Source organism: Bacillus sp. GW823-FHT06A10 (assembly GCF_058795375.1).
The window spans coordinates 715,225-731,756 of the sequence record NZ_JBXAHT010000002.1 but is presented as its reverse complement, the minus strand read 5'-3'; the positions used below and the strand labels follow the sequence as shown (position 1 = coordinate 731,756).

The following is a 16,532-nucleotide window of genomic DNA, read 5'->3' as shown; positions in this document are numbered from 1 at the left end:
TAGCCTCGTCCCTTTTTTATCATATTTACACATATTATAATCTATAAATACCTATGTTGTATATGCTTTCTTTCCTCAACATTCTCATTTATGTAACTTTTTTCATATAAATTTCTTTTTTGTTCACACATATACATATAAAAAGGATGGTGATGGAAAATGCAGGGTGGAATGAATCCTTATTTACACAACGTACGCACTGCTAATACTGGTAAAGAAGCTACTATTACTGTACAAGGAGAAGGTGTTGTAAAAGCAAAACCGAATGTTGTTATATTAACACTCGGCATTCGAACAGATGATAAAAATGTAAAACAGGCTCAAGAAGAAAATGCAGTGCAATCCAAACAATTGCTGGATGCACTTAAACAGCTTGGTATTGCCGATAAAGATATAGAGACGATTTCTTATACAATTACTCCTCAATACGAATATGTAAATGATAAAGCATTGCTACAAGGATACCGTGTAGAGCATTTGTATGAAATTACCGTTTTAAATGTACAAAAAGCTGGGGAAGTATATGATATAGCCGTTTCAAATGGCGCAAATGTAGCAAAAGGGTTACGTTTCCGAGTATCTCATCCAAATAAATATTATGAGCAAGCTCTCATTCAAGCTCTGCACCAGGCAGTAGAAAAAGCTCGTGCTATTGCGAGTACATATAATTTAAATATTAATCCTGTTCCCCTCTCATTCGTTGAAGAATCTGCCCAATTACCAAGGGAGGTTACGTCTTATGCTACTTTACATGCGCAAGCAGCTCCACCTATTCAATCGGGAGAATTAGAAATTATTTCAACAATACGGGCAATTTTTACGTATTTATAAATAATTTCATTTATAAGTAAACGTTATCATTTTCCTTGTTGTAAAAACATGATGTTCTGATATAATAAAGGACGGTGAGCTCTTACGAAAGAGATATCACGGGTGGGAGAGGGATATGAAAAAGAAGGTTTAACATGAAAGGAATACTTGAAAGAACATTTAAATTAGGTTTACACGAAACATCACCAAAACAAGAAGTTTTAGCTGGAGTTACGTCATTTTTCACGATCGTATATATTATGATTGTAAATGCGTCAATTTTATCCGATGCTGGCATTCCTCTTGAAGCTGGAATTTTAGCAACTGTTTTCAGTTCATTTGTCGGATGTCTACTCATGGCATTTTGGGCAAATGCACCTGCTATTCTTGTCCCTGGTATGGGTGTAAATGCATTCTTCACGTACACAGCTGTGCATACGCTTGGACTAACTTGGCAAGAAGCATTAGCTGCTGTCTTTATCTCTGGTATTATTTTTGCAATTGCCGCTTTTACACCAATCGCTCGCGTGCTATCAGTATCAATTCCAAAGTCATTAAAAGAAGCAATTACTGTCGGCATCGGATTATTTTTAGCGTTTATCGGATTGCAAAAAGGTGGTTTAGTCGTTTCGAACCCAAATACTGCTGTTGCAATGGGTAAATTAAGTAACCCTGTCGTTCTTGCGACCGTGCTTACTCTTATCGTTGCACTTGTACTATTTATTCGTAACGTACGTGGAAACTTTTTATGGACGATTGCAATAGGAACTGGTATTGCATGGCTATTTGGCCTTGTTGATACAAGTCAAATCGGAAATAGTTCATTCTCATTCGCTAATTACGGCGATGTGTTTGGAGCTATGTCATTTGGCAAACTTTCTTCCTTACCGTTTTGGATTGCAACATTCTCCTTAAGCATGGTGCTTATTTTTGAGAACATGGGACTTCTGCACGGTTTATTAGAAGATGACCGTAAATTCCCACGTGCTTACCAAGCCAATGCAATTTCAGCAATGACATGTGGTCTATTTGGCACAAGCCCTACCGTATCAACAGTAGAGAGTGCCGCAGGTATTACTGCAGGCGGAAAGACAGGTCTGACGTCTATCGTTACGGGGTTGTTATTCTTTGCATCATTGTTTGCACTTCCGTTTGTCAAACTAATTCCTAATAGTGCCATTGCACCAATCTTAATTATTATTGGCGGCCTGATGATTACAAGCATTCAGCAAATTCCTCTGAACGATTTTTCAGAAGGATTTCCAGCGTTCTTAATTATCGTCATGATCCCGCTCACATATAGTATCGCTGATGGCATTGCGTTCGGATTTATTGCTTACCCTATCTTAAAAGTTGCTCTTGGAAAGCGTAAAGAAGTCGCACCATCTATGTATATCATTACATGCTTATTCTTAGCTATGTTTGTATTACATGCTATTGGTTAAGAAAAAACACCGGGGAAATCCTCGGTGTTTTTTTACTTAAACCATCCTTTTTTATAAAACCAGGCCATCATTCCGCCGCCAATTAATGCCATTAGAAGAAGACAAATAAAATAACTATATTGTCCACCAAGCTCTGGCATATGCGTAAAGTTCATTCCATATACTCCCGCAATAAATGTTAATGGCATGAAAATAGTCGAGAATACAGTTAATGTTTTCATAATGTTATTCATATGATGTGAGTTTAATGAAAAATAACTATCCCGAATATCCGCCGTTAACTCTCGACTTGCCTCAATCATTTCCGTAAGTTTAAGTAAATGATCATGTATATCTTTAAAATAAATCTCATGATCACTTATACCGTAAAAACGAGTGGAATTCAAAATACGATACAATAAATCACGCATTGGAATAATTGTACGTCTTAACTTAGATAAATCTGCCCTAATATCAAATACTTCTTCTAGCACGGCTCCTGCTGTCTCACCTGTTAAATTATCATCAATCGCATTTAAATGATCTTCAATGTAATATACAGGTGCGAAATAATCATCTACAATTTGATCAGTGATCGTATGTGCTACATGTAAAGGCCCTTTCTTAATCCGCCTCTTCTCACCAAGTGTTTTCCATACTCTTTCAATTGCATTATTATGAGAAAAATGGAAAGAAACAATATAGCGATCACTAACAAACAAATCAATTTCATGTGGTTCTAGCCCATCTTCTCCAAACGCGTGAAGAACTAAAAAGTTATATCCATCATAAAAATCAACTTTTGGCCTCTGTACATATTCTAGACAGTCTTCAATTGCAAGGGGATGGAACTTAAAATGGTCTTGCAGAATATATGTATACTCTTCTTTCGTTGGCTTATATAAATCTAGCCAATACCATACAATATGGTCTTTCTTTGTTTCTTCTAGAGAAACATCATATAATACTTCATCAGTTTTTGTTACTGCACAAATTCTAATCATAATTTCACCCATTATTATTATAAACAAAAAATAGTAAAAAAAGCCAAGGAGAAATCTCCTCAGCTTTTTTTTATTACTTCGTTACGATACCGTGTACTAAAGTTGGTGCATCTACGTGTTCTTTAGAGATCTTCATGTTCTCATAAATTTTCGCTTTTACATCTTCAACATTTTCGCGGTTTGCGTAAATTGTAACAAGGGATTCACCTTGCTTCACGCTATCGCCTACTTTTTTGCGCAGCATTAGACCAACTGCTAAATCAATTTCAGACTCTTTCGTTGCACGTCCTGCTCCTAAAAGCATTGCTGCTGTTCCGATTTCGTCTGCAACGATTTCTGATACATATCCGTCTTCTTTCGCTTCCACTTCAATTTTAAATTGTGCTTGTGGCAATTTAGAAGGGTCATCAACAACAGATGCGTCGCCGCCTTGCGCTGATAGGAACGTTTTAAATGATTCTAGTGCTTTTCCGTTGTTCATTACTTCAATTAGCTTTTCACGTGCATCTTCTAAAGATGAAGCTTGTCCAGCAAGGTACACCATTTGACTTCCAAGTGTTAAACATAGCTCTTCTAAATCTTTCGGCCCTTTACCTTGTAATGTATCAATTGCTTCTTGTACTTCTAATGCGTTACCGATAGCTTCACCGAGTGGTTGACTCATATCAGAAATAACTGCCATCGTATTACGACCGACGTTATTACCGATGCGTACCATTGCTTCTGCTAAACGTTTTGCATCTTCATCCGTTTTCATAAATGCACCTGCTCCAGTTTTTACATCAAGAACAATTGCATCTGCACCAGCAGCAATTTTTTTACTCATAATCGAACTTGCAATAAGCGGAATTGAGTTTACTGTTGCTGTTACATCACGAAGTGCATATAACTTTTTATCAGCAGGTGTTAAGTTACCACTTTGGCCGATAACAGCGATTTTGTTTTCATTTACAAGACGCATGAATTCATCGTTTTCAATTTCCACATGGAATCCTGGAACTGCTTCTAATTTATCAATTGTACCACCAGTATGTCCTAAACCGCGTCCAGACATTTTCGCTACTGGTACACCTAAAGCAGCTACTAATGGACCTAATACAAGTGTCGTTGTATCACCAACACCACCTGTCGAATGCTTATCTACTTTTACACCTTCAATAGCTGATAAGTCGATTGTATCACCGCTATTTACCATTGCCATCGTTAAATCAGCACGCTCTTGATCGTTCATATCTTGGAAGAAAATTGCCATTGCAAGTGAACTTACTTGATAATCAGGAATATCACCATTTGTATATCCTTCAACAATAAAGTTAATTTCTTCTGTCGTTAATGCATGTCCGTCACGTTTTTTTGCAATTAGGTCCACCATTCTCATTGTGAAGTCACCCCTTCATTTGTTTTACGATTGCTTTTACTAATGCTAAGAAGTTAGCTTTAACACGTTCTGTCGTTTCAATTACTTCATCGTGGTGAAGTGGCTGATCTAAAATACCAGCTGCCATATTTGAAATACAAGAAATACCTAATACTTTCATACCAGCATGACGCGCTACAATTACTTCAGGTACTGTTGACATACCAACTGCATCTCCGCCAAGTGTACGAAGCATACGAATTTCAGCAGGTGTTTCATATACAGGACCTGTCATTCCTACGTATACACCTTCTTGTACTTTAATATTTAAGTCTGCTGCAACTTGTTTCGCCATTTCGCGAAGTTCTACTGTATATGATGTAGACATATCAGGGAAACGTACGCCCATTTCAGAATCATTCGGTCCGATTAATGGATTCGTACCCATGAAGTTAATGTGGTCTGAAATTAACATAAGATCGCCTGGCTCAAATGATGTATTTACACCACCAGCTGCGTTTGTTACAACTACTGTTTCTACACCTAGTTCTTTCATAACACGAACTGGGAATGTTACTTTTTGCATGTCGTATCCTTCATAGAAGTGGAAACGTCCTTGCATTGCTACTACTGTTACACCTTGAAGTGTACCAAATACTAGTTGACCTGCATGGCCTTCTACAGTTGATACTGGGAATTCAGGGATTTCACTGTAAGGTACTGTTACTGCGTTCTCAATTTCGTCTGCTAATACACCTAGTCCTGATCCAAGGATTAGTCCTACTTGTGGTGTCTCTTGAAATTTCTCTTTTAAGTATGAAGCTGATTTTGTAATAAGTTCACGATTCATTTGTTTATCCCCCTATTTCTTTAGCTCGTTTAAGAAGCTTGTTCCGTATTCTGGCATTTTCACACCGAAGTTTTCTGCTACTGTTGCACCAATATCAGCAAATGTTTGACGAAGTGGTAACTCTTGTCCGCCTTCTTTCATGCTTGGGCTATATGCTAATAATGGTACATATTCACGTGTATGGTCAGTACCAGGGTGAATTGGATCATTACCGTGGTCTGCTGTAATTAATAATAGATCATCTTCTTTTAGTTTTGCGAATACTTCTGGAAGACGTGCATCATATTCTTGCAGAGCTTCTCCGTATCCTTGTGGATCACGGCGGTGGCCGAATAATGCATCAAAGTCAACTAAGTTTAAAAAGCTAAGACCTGTAAAGTCCATATTTAATGTATCTACAAGCTTATCCATTCCATCCATGTTAGACTTCGTACGAAGTGATTCAGTTACCCCTTCGCCATCATAAATATCAGAGATTTTACCGATAGCAATTACATCGTAGTCACTATCTTTTAATTCATTCATTACTGTACGACCGAATGGTTTTAATGCATAGTCATGACGGCTTGGTGTACGTGTAAAGTTTCCAGGTTCACCAACGAATGGACGAGCAATAACACGACCTACCATGTATTTCTCATCTAATGTTAATTCACGTGCAATTTTACAAATTTTATATAATTCATCAAGTGGCACTACTTCTTCGTGTGCTGCAATTTGCAATACGCTATCAGCAGAAGTATAAACGATTAAAGAGCCTGTTTCCATTTGCTCTTGACCAAGTTCATCAAGAATCTCAGTTCCAGAAGCTGGCTTATTACCGATAATTTTACGGCCTGTTTTTTCTTCTAATTCATCAAGTAATTCTTTCGGGAATCCTTCTGGGAACACTTGGAATGGTGTATCAATGTAAAGGCCCATGATTTCCCAGTGACCTGTCATTGTATCTTTACCAGTAGATTTCTCTTGCATTTTTGTGTAATATCCAAGTGGTTTCTCTACTTTAGAGATACCTTTCATTTCTCGAATGTTACCAAGACCTAATTTCACCATGTTAGGCATTTGTAACCCATTCATATGTTCAGCAATGTGACCAATTGTGTCAGATCCTAGATCACCAAATTGCTCAGCATCTGGTGCTTCACCGATTCCCACAGAGTCCATTACGACTAGGAATATACGTTTATATTTATTCATAACTGCGACCTCCTATAAGTTCAGTTCTACTTCTTGTAGTATGTTCAAAACGCTATAAAGTGAAACTGTTATCCAAAAGAATTCTCATTGTCAAACAGTACTTCTTTAAATCATTTTCTAACCTATTTCGTTTACTTGAAACGATTCAAAAACATTTCTAGTTTTTTCTAAGTCAGATGTCAGACATCTGATACTGATATCATAACATGTTTACGCTTTCTTTTTAATACATTTTCGTAGAATTTCTCATTTTCTTCACACTTCTATTGTAATCCATTCTGCAACGAAGTGCTAATTTTTTTATGATTTATTTCTTCATATTAAAAATAAAAAGTAGCTCTAAAGAGCTACTTTTTATTTTACTTCTATTGTTTCTTCTTTATGTTCATGCAATTCGCCTTTTCTTACATGTACTTTCACTTTGTAAGCACCGTTCTCTTTGAAAGTATGTTTTGTTTCATACTCTCCTTTATTTCCTTCTTTCGCTGGAATAAATTCGTGTTTTTCAACACCATCTTTCCAAATCTCTAGTTGTACTTCAGCACCAGTTAATGCTTCTTCTTTTTGCTTTAAATGAACTTTCATTGTAGATTCAGCATTTGCCTTTATGTCTCCAGCCATAAGATGGATCATTGTGTCACTTTTATGATCTCCATGTCCTGCACTGTGATCACTATTTTCTTTTTTCGCATCTTCTACTTTCGCATTTCCTACAGCAACTTTCACTTCTGGCATAACGTGCATTTCACGTGCATTTGTGTGAGCAATAATATGGTATACTCCATCCGTTTCGAATGTTTTCTCTACTGCATAAACACCTTTTCCTTTATGCTTACCATCTAACATCTCATGCTTTTCGTCGCCATCTTTCCAAATTTCAAACTTTACATCATCGGCATCCGTTACTTTTTCTTTCCCTTGTGTAACAAGTGCTTGTACTTCTGTTTTTTCACCTGGTTTAATTTCTTTCGGATTTGTTTGGACTGCTACTTTTACAGCTTCAAGTTTCTGTTCTTTTTTCGGTTCTTCTTTGTTTGTATTACAGCCAGCCAACGCTAGCATCGCGATAAATAAAGTTATAATCAGTTTTTTCATCATCATTTCCTCCTTTATACTTTATTTAGTATAGAGGAAATACATTGTAATATTCCAGTCTTCTGCTGAAAACAATATACGAAATGTTTGTGAAGTTTCTGTGAAACGGTCTTCCCCTCTTAATCTATGAAAAAAAGAGCATAGTAACTATGCTCTCGGATGAAACTGTTTATATACATCTTTTAATCTAGTTTTTGAAACGTGCGTATAGATTTGCGTAGTTGAAATATCTGCATGTCCAAGCATTTCTTGTACAGCACGTAAATCTGCTCCATTTTCTAATAAGTGCGTAGCAAACGAGTGACGCAACGTATGAGGTGTAAGTTCTTTTTCAATATTTGCCTCTTTCGCTAATCGTTTTAATATTTTCCAAAATCCTTGTCTTGATAATCGATTACCATGATGGTTTAAAAAGAGTGCATCTACTACTTTTTTCCCCATTAATTCTCTTCTTCCTTTTTCAATATACTTTTGAATCGCTTCCGTTGCTAAACTTCCTAGTGGAATAATTCTTTCTTTATTCCCTTTCCCTATGCAACGAACAAATCCCATCGTTAAATGTACATCTTCTAAATTGAGTGCAATCAATTCTGAAACACGAAGTCCTGTCGCATACAGTAACTCTAGCATCGCCTTATCACGAATCCCAAAAGCACTTGTCATTTTTGGTGTTTGAAGTAACGCCTCTACTTCATCAACTGATAATACCTTTGGTAATTTCCGTTCCCCTTGTGGCGTTTCAATATGTACGGATGGATCGTGTTCTACCGCTCGTTCACGAAGTAAAAATTGGTGGAACGAACGAATTGATGCGATATGACGCGCCAATGTTTTCGAAGATTTTCCGTTCTCTTTTAAATACTGCAAAAAGTTAACAATGTGTAAACGGGTCACTTCATGAAAAGTTTTCGTCTGTTCCACATTTTGCAAATACTTTACGTAGCTTTTTAAATCCCGTTCATAAGATACTACTGTATTCTTTGCTAATCCTTTTTCGACAACCATATAATGAATAAAATCTTTTAATTGATCTTCCACTCTACACTACTCCCCATTTTCATAGAAAAACATCATTCTATTTACGAAAGCATCCTTTGCCGGTTCTTCATTCCCTGATACTTTTTCTACAGTCTCTTCTTTAGGTTTTTCATAACGATGATAGCTTTCATATTCTTCATTTATCCATAGTATAGCGAAATAAAACAAAATCGTACAACTTGTAAATAATAAAAATACTTTTATTCCATCAAAAGTTAATTTTAAAGCTCGGCGCATTGTAAATTCCTCCAAAATATAAGTTATTACAACATATGCCAAGCTTTCACCAATTTATACCTTATTCAAATAAAAAACCTCTTCCTAGATAAATAGGAAAAGGTTATTTTTCATCCGTTTCATTTTCTTGACAGTTTTTACAAATCCCATGGAATGTTAAACGATGATCTTTCACCTTAAAGCTCCAGTCTCGTTCTACTTTCCTTTCCACTTCACCAAGTAAATCTTCTTGTATTTCTTGTACAGCACCACATTGTGTACAAATCAAATGATGGTGGAAACGCTGCGCACCTTCTTGGCGTAAGTCATAGCGTGAAACACCGTCTCCGAAGTTAATCTTATCGACAACTTTTAACTCAGATAATAGTTCTAAAGTTCGATAGACGGTTGCTAATCCGATCTCTGGCGACTTTTCTTTTACAAGGAGGTAAACATCTTCTGCGCTTAAATGATCTTCTTCATTTTCTAGCAGCACACGAACTGTTGCTTCACGTTGCGGTGTTAATTTGTAGCTCGCTGCATGTAATTGCTTCTTAATTCGTTCAATTCTTTCTTCCATTCGGTACTACTCCCTCCTCGCCACTCTTACACCATTATATCAGAAGAAGGGCTTCTGTCAAAAGAAAAAACAATAAAAACAAATTGATAATTATTCTCAAAAAGTATTTATTTTTTATTAATAGCCTCAACGACTTCTTTCATTAAAACTGGTGATGCGTAAGCCTCCACACTAGAAGCAAGTGCTAACACCACTCCAATTACGAGAAAGAAGCATGTATAACGGATTAATAATGGTAATAGTGGCTCGGTTATTTTTCTAATAAATTGATGCCTAATCATCCGTAAAGAAAAACTTGCAGCAATAGTTGTCATAACGAGAAAGACTGGAATGATAATTAAATTTTGTGGCAAAACAGATACAAATGCTAATAATAGTCCATTCCATCCATGCTGACTTACTAAAAAACCAACTGTAAATCCAACGACAACTCCTTTTACAAATAATAAAATAAAAATAAGTGGTAATCCAATAATTGAAATCCCTAAAATCCAAATAAATCCGATGTATTTTAATTGCGAAAAGTAACTTTCTCGAAACATTTCGCCTGCAATGGCAAATTCTCCTTTAGAGACTTGTCCAAAAAAACGTTGTAAATAAAATGATAAATCTTGTTTTTGATTGATTTGTAAACTATTCACCAGAATGGCTCCGAATATTACTCCCATCAATAATAAAACGGCGTTAAATATATATAATGAAGAGTTTTCCTGTATGTGAGACATTACACGGTCTTGCCAATTTTTTCGCCACATTTTTCTTCCCTCCGTTCACACTCTTATTAAAAATGTATGAAAGAAAGAAAAAAGTATGACGAATTAACATTGAAATTCCGCTCTACTTTGCTAAACTAAAAAGTAGAGAATAGGAGGGATTTCTCTTGAAACCATTATTATTAGATTTTCCAACATTATTTCAAACTGAACGCTTGCAAGTTCGTAAACCATTTCCAGGTGATGGTGCAGAAGTATATGAAGCAATCCAAGCTTCTCTAGAAGACTTAGTACCGTGGATACCAATTAACGCTGAGACAGAAGAAAGTGCTGAAGAAATTGTTCGCGAAGCTCACGGACAGTTTTTACTTCGTGAAACACTTGATTTTCACTTATACGATAAAGTATCTGGTACATTCATCGGAGCAATTACACTAAAGCCTGAAAACTGGGATATTCCAAAGTTTTCACTTCACTTCTGGCTACATAGTGCCTATACAAAACAAGGCTATATGACCGAAGCTGTTAAAGGTGCAATTCAGTTCGCCTTTGATAAACTAGGCGCTAGAAGAATCGAAATTCGTACTGATGCAACAAATATAAATGCATGTAGCTTAGCAGAACGTCTAGAATTCATTCTAGAAGGTACAATGGAAAATGATTTCCTAGCACCAGATGGTAGCTTACGTGATGCACGTGTATATGCAAAAATCAATTAAAAAACACTCGCCTTTGGCGAGTGTTTATTTTTGTAATTGTAAATATTGTACTGCAAACATCGTCTTCGCATCATGAATACAAAGATCTTTCATAAGAGTAATCGCTTCTTCTAACGATACTTCCATCAATTCCACAAACTCATCTTCATCTAACTCAGCTTTATTTTCTTTTTTTGTCAAACCTGTCGCTTTATATACATATAAAATTTCATCTGCGAATCCTGGAGATGTATAGAAAGAAGTAATGAGCTCCATATTTTCACATACATATCCTGTTTCCTCTTCTAATTCACGAACTGCTGTCACCTCTGGTTTTTCACCGGGTTCTAACTTGCCGGCTGGAATTTCTATAATTGCCTTTTCAAGCGCTTTACGATACTGCTCAACAAGCACAATTTTCCCCTCATCCGTAATAGCAATAATCGCAACTGCACCAGGGTGATTTACAATTTCACGTTTACTCATTTCTCCATTTGGTAATACTACATCATCAACACGAACTTTTATAACTCTACCATCAAAAATCGGCTCAGTTTTTACTGTTCTCTCTGTAAGATTACTCATACTACTTCATCTCCCTGTTCTATTTCCTATTCTTTCTTCATACATTTTACCACATTGAAAGGAGCGTGATAGAAATGAAAGTTTATATTTTACCAAATCGCATCACGTTAGTCGGAAAAGCATGGCAAATTCGCCATAAGCTAAAGCAATATAGCAAAGAGTATACAACTGTACAAGAGTGGATTACAGCAAATAAAGTGAAACATTAATCATGCTTTTACGGGCAGTTAATGCGAAGCGAAAAGGAAACGTTTGTCAACCTCTTTTCCCTCTCGTACAATAAAGGTAAGGAGGTTGACCTATGAAAAAACGTCAATTAGGAAACTCAGATTTGTTTGTTACAGAAATGGGCCTTGGCTGTATGTCTCTCGGTACATCTGAAACAGAAGCTATGCGTATTATCGATGAAGCGATCGATTTAGGAATTAATTTTTTTGATACAGCAGATTTATATGATTACGGATTAAATGAAGAATTTGTTGGAAAAGCCTTGAAGGGGAAAAGAGACCAAATTGTTCTTTCAACGAAGGTTGGAAATCGTTGGACAGAAGAAAAAAATGGCTGGTCTTGGGATCCTTCTAAAGCTTACATAAAGACTGAAGTAAAGGAAAGTTTACGTAGACTTCAAACTGATTATATTGACCTTTATCAACTTCATGGCGGAACAATTGAAGATCCAATAAATGAAACAATTGAAGCTTTTGAAGAATTGAAAAAGGAAGGTATTATTCGCCATTACGGTATTTCTTCTATACGCCCAAATGTCGTTCGTGAATATGCAAAACGCTCAAACATCGTTAGTGTACTAATGGAATATAACCTTTTAAATCGTCGTCCAGAAGAATGGTTCCCCCTTCTAAATGAACACCAAATTAGCGTCATTGCCCGCGGGCCACTTGCAAAAGGAATTTTAACTGACAATAATGCAAGAAAGATAGAAAGAGTAAAGGAAAAGGATTATCTCTCTTATTCTTACGATGAATTACATGCAACTCTAGCAAGTGTAAAAGAGATGATTGGAGAACGCTCTTTAACAGGAACAGCTATTCAATATTGCTTACATAATAAGACTGTTGCAGCTGTTATACCTGGTGCAAGCTCTCTTCAACAATTACAGGAAAATATACGAGCTAGTCAACAGTTACCTTTAACAAAAGAAGAATATATACAACTTCAAAAGATTGTTAAATATGACACATATGCTTTGCATCGTTAAAAATATCGAATTACCGATAAAACAAAAGACTGTCTCCAGTATTAAGAGACAGTCTTTTTTATAACGTATCATATTTATCAGGATTCGTTCCTACATGTAAATCACGATTCAACGTGTTAATTTGACGTATCTCTTCTTCAGTTAGTGCAAAATCAAAAATAGTAAAGTTTTCTTTAATGCGAGATGGTGTAACAGATTTAGGAATTGTAACAATCCCGCTTTGAATATCCCACCTTAATATAACTTGTGCAGGTGTTTTTTCATATTTGTTAGCAATAGCCTGAATGATTGGATGCTGGAATACTTCTCCGCCCCTCATTAACGGACTCCATGCTTCCATTTGAATTTGCTCATCTTGACAATAATTGCACAACTCAAATTGCGTCAACATCGGATGAAGTTCCACTTGGTTTACCATCGGCTTCACTTTGCAATTTGGTAATAATAGTTCTAAATGATGTTTATGAAAATTAGAAACACCAATCGCACGCACTTTACCTTCTTCATACAATTTCTCTAAAGCTCGGTACGTATCAACATACTTCCCTCTTACCGGCCAATGTATTAAATATAAATCTACATAGTCCATTTGTAATTTTTTTAAACTCTTTTCAAACGCCTCTAGTGTCTCCTCATATCCTTGATCGTCGTTCCATACTTTTGTTGTAATAAATAGGTCTTCTCTTGGAATTCCTGATTCACGTATCGCCTCTCCGACACCGCTTTCATTTTCATATACAGTCGCTGTATCAATCGAACGGTATCCAACCTCTAACGCTGTTTTTACTGCTTGTTTTACTTCGTCTCCTTCTTTCGCTTTATATACGCCTAGACCAATCATCGGCATTTTCACGCCATTATGAAGTGTAGTTGTTGGAATATGCACAGTCGTCTCCCTTTCATTGTTACATTATTTATAAGCCATAACTTTATTTCAACAATATTCATCCAAAAAGTCAAAACATACGTACAGTTTACATAACACTTTTATATAGCTAAAAAATAACGTGAACTCATTCATTCACGTTATTTTCTCTCCATTCTTTCGCTTTTTTATCCACATTGCGCACAAACTCATTTTTCCCTTCCGTATATAACGTGCCATCATATGTATACTTTTCGGCTAATTCTTTCTTTAAGGTTGCATATGCCTCTGCTTCTTCACAATGAGCCATCATATAATCACGAAACGCTAAATGCCTTACTATCTCTGGATTTCCTTTTTCAAACACGTGTAAATGATACGAACGTTTTTCCTCAGTTCCATGAATAAAATATCGGCGTCTTGAAATACCATTTTCCCCTTTTACGATGTAACCAAGCTCTATAAATCGTTCATTCCACCCATCTACTCTTTCGATATTTTCTACTTCCATGATCATATCAATAATAGGTTTAGCTGCCAGTCCGGGCACTGACGTACTTCCAATATGATGCATTTTCACCGTTTCTGGCATCGCTGATTTTAATCTTTCAGCCTCCATTTGAAATTTTTCAATCCAATGGTTTTCATGTGGAACAACGACAATTTTTCTCATTCTAACTCCCCTTTTCTTACAAGCTCGTCAAAAAATGATCAGTGGTATTTCACTGATCATTTTTTTATTATTTAAAGTCTTTCCAAGTAAGGTTACTTTCACTTAGCAGTTCTTCAAATGATTTATTCTTTTCACGTTCTTTTTGTTCTTGGCGCTTTCTTTCCAGTTCAGCTGCCTCTTTTTCCTCTTCTCTCACTTGCAACTCTTTCTTCTTACTCTTTAATTGTTGCATGAGTGAATCATTTAATTGATCGCCTAATGTAAGTGTTTCTTTCTTTGGTTGATTCACTTGCGATTGTCTTTGCATTTGTCTTTGTTTCTTTTTCTTCATGCTACTCACCTTTTACTTTTTTCTCCATTATAGTAGATACACGATGAAATCGACAATAAAAAAGGGTCTTTACTCTATTATTCACCTTTTGTAAATATGTTAATTTTTCGAAAAGACTAAATTTTTATATAGCTATAATCCTATGAATCTATTAAAATTATGTCGTATGATGTCAGATTATAAAAAGAGGAGAATTATATTATGTGGAAAAAAATTATTCCTGCCGTTGCTGTTTTAAGCACTATTACTTTTTCAAGCGTATTTGCCGCTCCCCCATCTCAGAATCCAGCTGAACAAAACCGCTACATAGACGTACAAATGCTTGGTATTAATGATCTCCATGGACAACTAGATACTGTTAAAAAAATCAATAATAAAGAAGCTGGTGGCGCTGATTACTTAGCTACTTATTTAAAAGAACGTAAAAAACAAAACCCTAATACACTTCTCGTACATGCTGGTGATATCGTCGGAGCTAGTCCACCAGTTTCAGCATTATTACAAGATGAACCGACGATTGAATTTTTAAATGATTTAAAATTTGATGTTGGTACAATCGGAAACCATGAATTTGATGAAGGCATTGATGAAATGAAACGCCTCATTTACGGTGGATATCATGAAAAAACAGGGAATTTCAAAGGGGCTAACTTCCCCTATGTAGCTGCTAACTTCTATAACAAATCAACTGGCCGCTTATTTTTACCACCATTTACTGTAAAAATGGTAGATGGTGTTCCTGTTGGATTCATTGGTGTTGTTACGACTGATACACCAAATGTTGTTATGCCTACGATGCTTAAAAATGTACAAATTACTGATGAAGTAGAAGCAATTAATAAATCAACACAACAATTAAAACGCCTCGGCGTTAAATCGATCGTCGTTCTTGCTCATGTCGGTGGAACAACCGATGAGTCTGGGGTAACAAATGGCGATCTTACTCGAATTGCAAATGAAACAGACCCAGAAGTTGATGTTATTTTCGGTGGACATAGTCATACGTATGTAAATGGTACAGTAAATAATAAACTAATTGTCCAAGCAAATTCATACGGAACGGCTTTCTCAGACGTGGATGTAACAATTGATCGTAAAACAAAGGATATTGTAAAGAAAAAAGCTGAAGTTGTTACAACGTATCATGAAGGTGTAGAACCTGATAAACAAGTAAAGAAAAAACTAGATCAATATAAAGAAAAAATCGCACCACTTGTAAATGAAGTGGTCGGAAAATCTACAGCACCTATCGACCGTAAACAAAATGATGCTGGTGAGTCCACTCTTGGAAATTTAGTTGCCGATGCTCAGCGTCAAACGATGCAAACTCAAATCGCCCTCATGAATCCTGGTGGCATTCGTAATGACTTAGATGCTGGTGATATTACGTGGGGTGAGTTATACGGCATTCAACCTTTTGGAAATCAATTGATTAAAGTAGATTTAACAGGTCAAGACATTCGCGATATTTTAAATCAGCAATGGCAAAAAGGAACAACAAGAATGCTTCAAATTTCAGGTATTCAATATACGTGGGATGCAAATAAAACAAACGGTGAAAAAGTTACAAATATACGTTTAACAAACGGAGAAGAATTATCTCCATCTAAAACGTATAGCGTAGTTGCAAATGCCTTCTTAGCTTCTGGCGGTGACGGATTCGTATCATTTAAAAATGGTAAAAATGCAGAAACTGGTGCAAACGACTTTGAAGCGTTAGTCGATTACGTAAAACAATTAAAAGAACCAATTCAGCCAGTTATTGATGGAAGAATTCAAAAAGTAAATTAAGTGTTTCTCTAATAATAAATTTTATTTTTCACGCCATAAAGGATTTGTACTGATCCTCTATTTTATACGTAATATACATCACAAAAAGG

19 protein-coding genes are annotated in these 16,532 nt (G+C 36.0%); 6 read left to right on the top strand and 13 right to left on the bottom strand.

Annotation, left to right across the window (positions count from 1 at the left end):
- Positions 1-159 precede the first annotated feature (159 nt).
- Complete coding sequence (locus tag AC1Q8M_RS18665) at positions 160-831, top strand: SIMPL domain-containing protein (RefSeq protein WP_001161449.1); 672 nt, start codon at positions 160-162, stop codon at positions 829-831.
- A 134-nt stretch (positions 832-965) separates the two neighbouring features.
- Entirely contained in the window at positions 966-2,255 is a 1,290-nt protein-coding gene (locus AC1Q8M_RS18660) for an NCS2 family permease (protein WP_000676249.1), read from the top strand.
- Between the two features lie 32 nt (positions 2,256-2,287).
- Here AC1Q8M_RS18660 and corA read toward each other — a convergent pair whose 3' ends face one another.
- The 9 genes from corA to spoIIM form a co-directional block, all read right to left on the bottom strand.
- Positions 2,288-3,250, bottom strand: coding sequence for a magnesium/cobalt transporter CorA (corA, locus tag AC1Q8M_RS18655; protein WP_002026281.1), 963 nt, complete (start codon positions 3,248-3,250; stop codon positions 2,288-2,290).
- Between the two features lie 61 nt (positions 3,251-3,311).
- Positions 3,312-4,616 carry a pyrimidine-nucleoside phosphorylase gene (locus AC1Q8M_RS18650; protein ID WP_001243080.1) on the bottom strand — a complete coding sequence of 435 codons (1,305 nt, stop codon included), beginning with the start codon at positions 4,614-4,616 and terminating at the stop codon, positions 3,312-3,314.
- 7 nt (positions 4,617-4,623) lie between these two features.
- Complete coding sequence (locus tag AC1Q8M_RS18645) at positions 4,624-5,445, bottom strand: purine-nucleoside phosphorylase (protein ID WP_001078446.1); 822 nt, start codon at positions 5,443-5,445, stop codon at positions 4,624-4,626.
- A 12-nt stretch (positions 5,446-5,457) separates the two neighbouring features.
- Positions 5,458-6,642: a phosphopentomutase gene (gene deoB, locus AC1Q8M_RS18640; RefSeq protein WP_492334170.1), complete on the bottom strand. Its 1,185-nt coding sequence runs from the start codon at positions 6,640-6,642 to the stop codon at positions 5,458-5,460.
- 354 nt (positions 6,643-6,996) lie between these two features.
- Positions 6,997-7,737, bottom strand: coding sequence for a FixH family protein (locus tag AC1Q8M_RS18635; RefSeq protein WP_000733456.1), 741 nt, complete (start codon positions 7,735-7,737; stop codon positions 6,997-6,999).
- Positions 7,738-7,884: 147 nt separating this feature from the next.
- Positions 7,885-8,775 carry a site-specific tyrosine recombinase XerD gene (gene xerD, locus AC1Q8M_RS18630; protein ID WP_000390088.1) on the bottom strand — a complete coding sequence of 297 codons (891 nt, stop codon included), beginning with the start codon at positions 8,773-8,775 and terminating at the stop codon, positions 7,885-7,887.
- 6 nt (positions 8,776-8,781) lie between these two features.
- The gene (locus tag AC1Q8M_RS18625) at positions 8,782-9,012 is read right to left on the bottom strand and encodes a YqzK family protein (protein ID WP_001250432.1); all 231 of its coding nucleotides are present in this window, start codon (positions 9,010-9,012) and stop codon (positions 8,782-8,784) included.
- 103 nt (positions 9,013-9,115) lie between these two features.
- Positions 9,116-9,571: a ferric iron uptake transcriptional regulator gene (gene fur / locus AC1Q8M_RS18620; protein ID WP_000392657.1), complete on the bottom strand. Its 456-nt coding sequence runs from the start codon at positions 9,569-9,571 to the stop codon at positions 9,116-9,118.
- A gap of 107 nt (positions 9,572-9,678) precedes the next feature.
- Positions 9,679-10,296 carry a stage II sporulation protein M gene (gene spoIIM, locus AC1Q8M_RS18615; RefSeq protein WP_013142149.1) on the bottom strand — a complete coding sequence of 206 codons (618 nt, stop codon included), beginning with the start codon at positions 10,294-10,296 and terminating at the stop codon, positions 9,679-9,681.
- Between the two features lie 155 nt (positions 10,297-10,451).
- Here spoIIM and AC1Q8M_RS18610 point away from each other — a divergent pair, with 155 nt between their 5' ends.
- Complete coding sequence (locus AC1Q8M_RS18610; RefSeq protein ID WP_000803479.1) at positions 10,452-11,003, top strand: GNAT family N-acetyltransferase; 552 nt, start codon at positions 10,452-10,454, stop codon at positions 11,001-11,003.
- A gap of 24 nt (positions 11,004-11,027) precedes the next feature.
- Here the strand turns inward: AC1Q8M_RS18610 and AC1Q8M_RS18605 are convergent, their stop codons facing one another.
- A complete protein-coding gene (locus AC1Q8M_RS18605; protein WP_492334169.1) occupies positions 11,028-11,567 on the bottom strand; it encodes an NUDIX hydrolase in 540 nt (179 codons plus the stop codon).
- A 74-nt stretch (positions 11,568-11,641) separates the two neighbouring features.
- Here AC1Q8M_RS18605 and mciZ point away from each other — a divergent pair, with 74 nt between their 5' ends.
- Both mciZ and AC1Q8M_RS18595 read left to right on the top strand, forming a co-directional pair.
- Complete coding sequence (gene mciZ / locus AC1Q8M_RS18600) at positions 11,642-11,776, top strand: Z-ring formation inhibitor MciZ (RefSeq protein ID WP_000870292.1); 135 nt, start codon at positions 11,642-11,644, stop codon at positions 11,774-11,776.
- A gap of 92 nt (positions 11,777-11,868) precedes the next feature.
- Positions 11,869-12,783: an aldo/keto reductase gene (locus tag AC1Q8M_RS18595; protein WP_065229314.1), complete on the top strand. Its 915-nt coding sequence runs from the start codon at positions 11,869-11,871 to the stop codon at positions 12,781-12,783.
- A 58-nt stretch (positions 12,784-12,841) separates the two neighbouring features.
- On the opposite strand, the gene AC1Q8M_RS18590 is transcribed toward AC1Q8M_RS18595, so the two are convergent.
- The 3 genes from AC1Q8M_RS18590 to AC1Q8M_RS18580 all read right to left on the bottom strand — a co-directional run bounded on the left by AC1Q8M_RS18590 (position 12,842) and on the right by AC1Q8M_RS18580 (position 14,652).
- Positions 12,842-13,669 carry an aldo/keto reductase gene (locus AC1Q8M_RS18590; protein ID WP_088022433.1) on the bottom strand — a complete coding sequence of 276 codons (828 nt, stop codon included), beginning with the start codon at positions 13,667-13,669 and terminating at the stop codon, positions 12,842-12,844.
- 127 nt (positions 13,670-13,796) lie between these two features.
- Positions 13,797-14,321, bottom strand: coding sequence for a GrpB family protein (locus AC1Q8M_RS18585; protein ID WP_001227176.1), 525 nt, complete (start codon positions 14,319-14,321; stop codon positions 13,797-13,799).
- Positions 14,322-14,388: 67 nt separating this feature from the next.
- Positions 14,389-14,652 carry a YqkE family protein gene (locus AC1Q8M_RS18580; RefSeq protein ID WP_000727561.1) on the bottom strand — a complete coding sequence of 88 codons (264 nt, stop codon included), beginning with the start codon at positions 14,650-14,652 and terminating at the stop codon, positions 14,389-14,391.
- Between the two features lie 201 nt (positions 14,653-14,853).
- Here AC1Q8M_RS18580 and AC1Q8M_RS18575 point away from each other — a divergent pair, with 201 nt between their 5' ends.
- On the top strand, positions 14,854-16,443 hold the full coding sequence (locus tag AC1Q8M_RS18575) for a bifunctional metallophosphatase/5'-nucleotidase (RefSeq protein WP_098361283.1): 1,590 nt from the start codon (positions 14,854-14,856) through the stop codon (positions 16,441-16,443).
- Positions 16,444-16,532: the final 89 nt, after the last annotated feature.

Bases quoted from the DNA above. Each gene is read 5' to 3' on its own strand.
- AC1Q8M_RS18665 (WP_001161449.1), top strand. From the start codon at position 160: ATGCAGGGTGGAATGAATCCTTATTTACACAACGTACGCACTGCTAAT.
- corA (WP_002026281.1), bottom strand. From the start codon at position 3,250: ATGGGTGAAATTATGATTAGAATTTGTGCAGTAACAAAAACTGATGAA.
- spoIIM (WP_013142149.1), bottom strand. From the start codon at position 10,296: ATGTCTCACATACAGGAAAACTCTTCATTATATATATTTAACGCCGTT.
- AC1Q8M_RS18585 (WP_001227176.1), bottom strand. From the start codon at position 14,321: ATGAGAAAAATTGTCGTTGTTCCACATGAAAACCATTGGATTGAAAAA.
- AC1Q8M_RS18575 (WP_098361283.1), top strand. From the start codon at position 14,854: ATGTGGAAAAAAATTATTCCTGCCGTTGCTGTTTTAAGCACTATTACT.
- AC1Q8M_RS18625 (WP_001250432.1), bottom strand. From the start codon at position 9,012: ATGCGCCGAGCTTTAAAATTAACTTTTGATGGAATAAAAGTATTTTTA.
- AC1Q8M_RS18660 (WP_000676249.1), top strand. From the start codon at position 966: ATGAAAGGAATACTTGAAAGAACATTTAAATTAGGTTTACACGAAACA.
- AC1Q8M_RS18635 (WP_000733456.1), bottom strand. From the start codon at position 7,737: ATGAAAAAACTGATTATAACTTTATTTATCGCGATGCTAGCGTTGGCT.
- AC1Q8M_RS18605 (WP_492334169.1), bottom strand. From the start codon at position 11,567: ATGAGTAATCTTACAGAGAGAACAGTAAAAACTGAGCCGATTTTTGAT.
- AC1Q8M_RS18645 (WP_001078446.1), bottom strand. From the start codon at position 5,445: ATGAATCGTGAACTTATTACAAAATCAGCTTCATACTTAAAAGAGAAA.
- AC1Q8M_RS18650 (WP_001243080.1), bottom strand. From the start codon at position 4,616: ATGAGAATGGTGGACCTAATTGCAAAAAAACGTGACGGACATGCATTA.
- mciZ (WP_000870292.1), top strand. From the start codon at position 11,642: ATGAAAGTTTATATTTTACCAAATCGCATCACGTTAGTCGGAAAAGCA.
- AC1Q8M_RS18580 (WP_000727561.1), bottom strand. From the start codon at position 14,652: ATGAAGAAAAAGAAACAAAGACAAATGCAAAGACAATCGCAAGTGAAT.
- fur (WP_000392657.1), bottom strand. From the start codon at position 9,571: ATGGAAGAAAGAATTGAACGAATTAAGAAGCAATTACATGCAGCGAGC.
- AC1Q8M_RS18595 (WP_065229314.1), top strand. From the start codon at position 11,869: ATGAAAAAACGTCAATTAGGAAACTCAGATTTGTTTGTTACAGAAATG.
- deoB (WP_492334170.1), bottom strand. From the start codon at position 6,642: ATGAATAAATATAAACGTATATTCCTAGTCGTAATGGACTCTGTGGGA.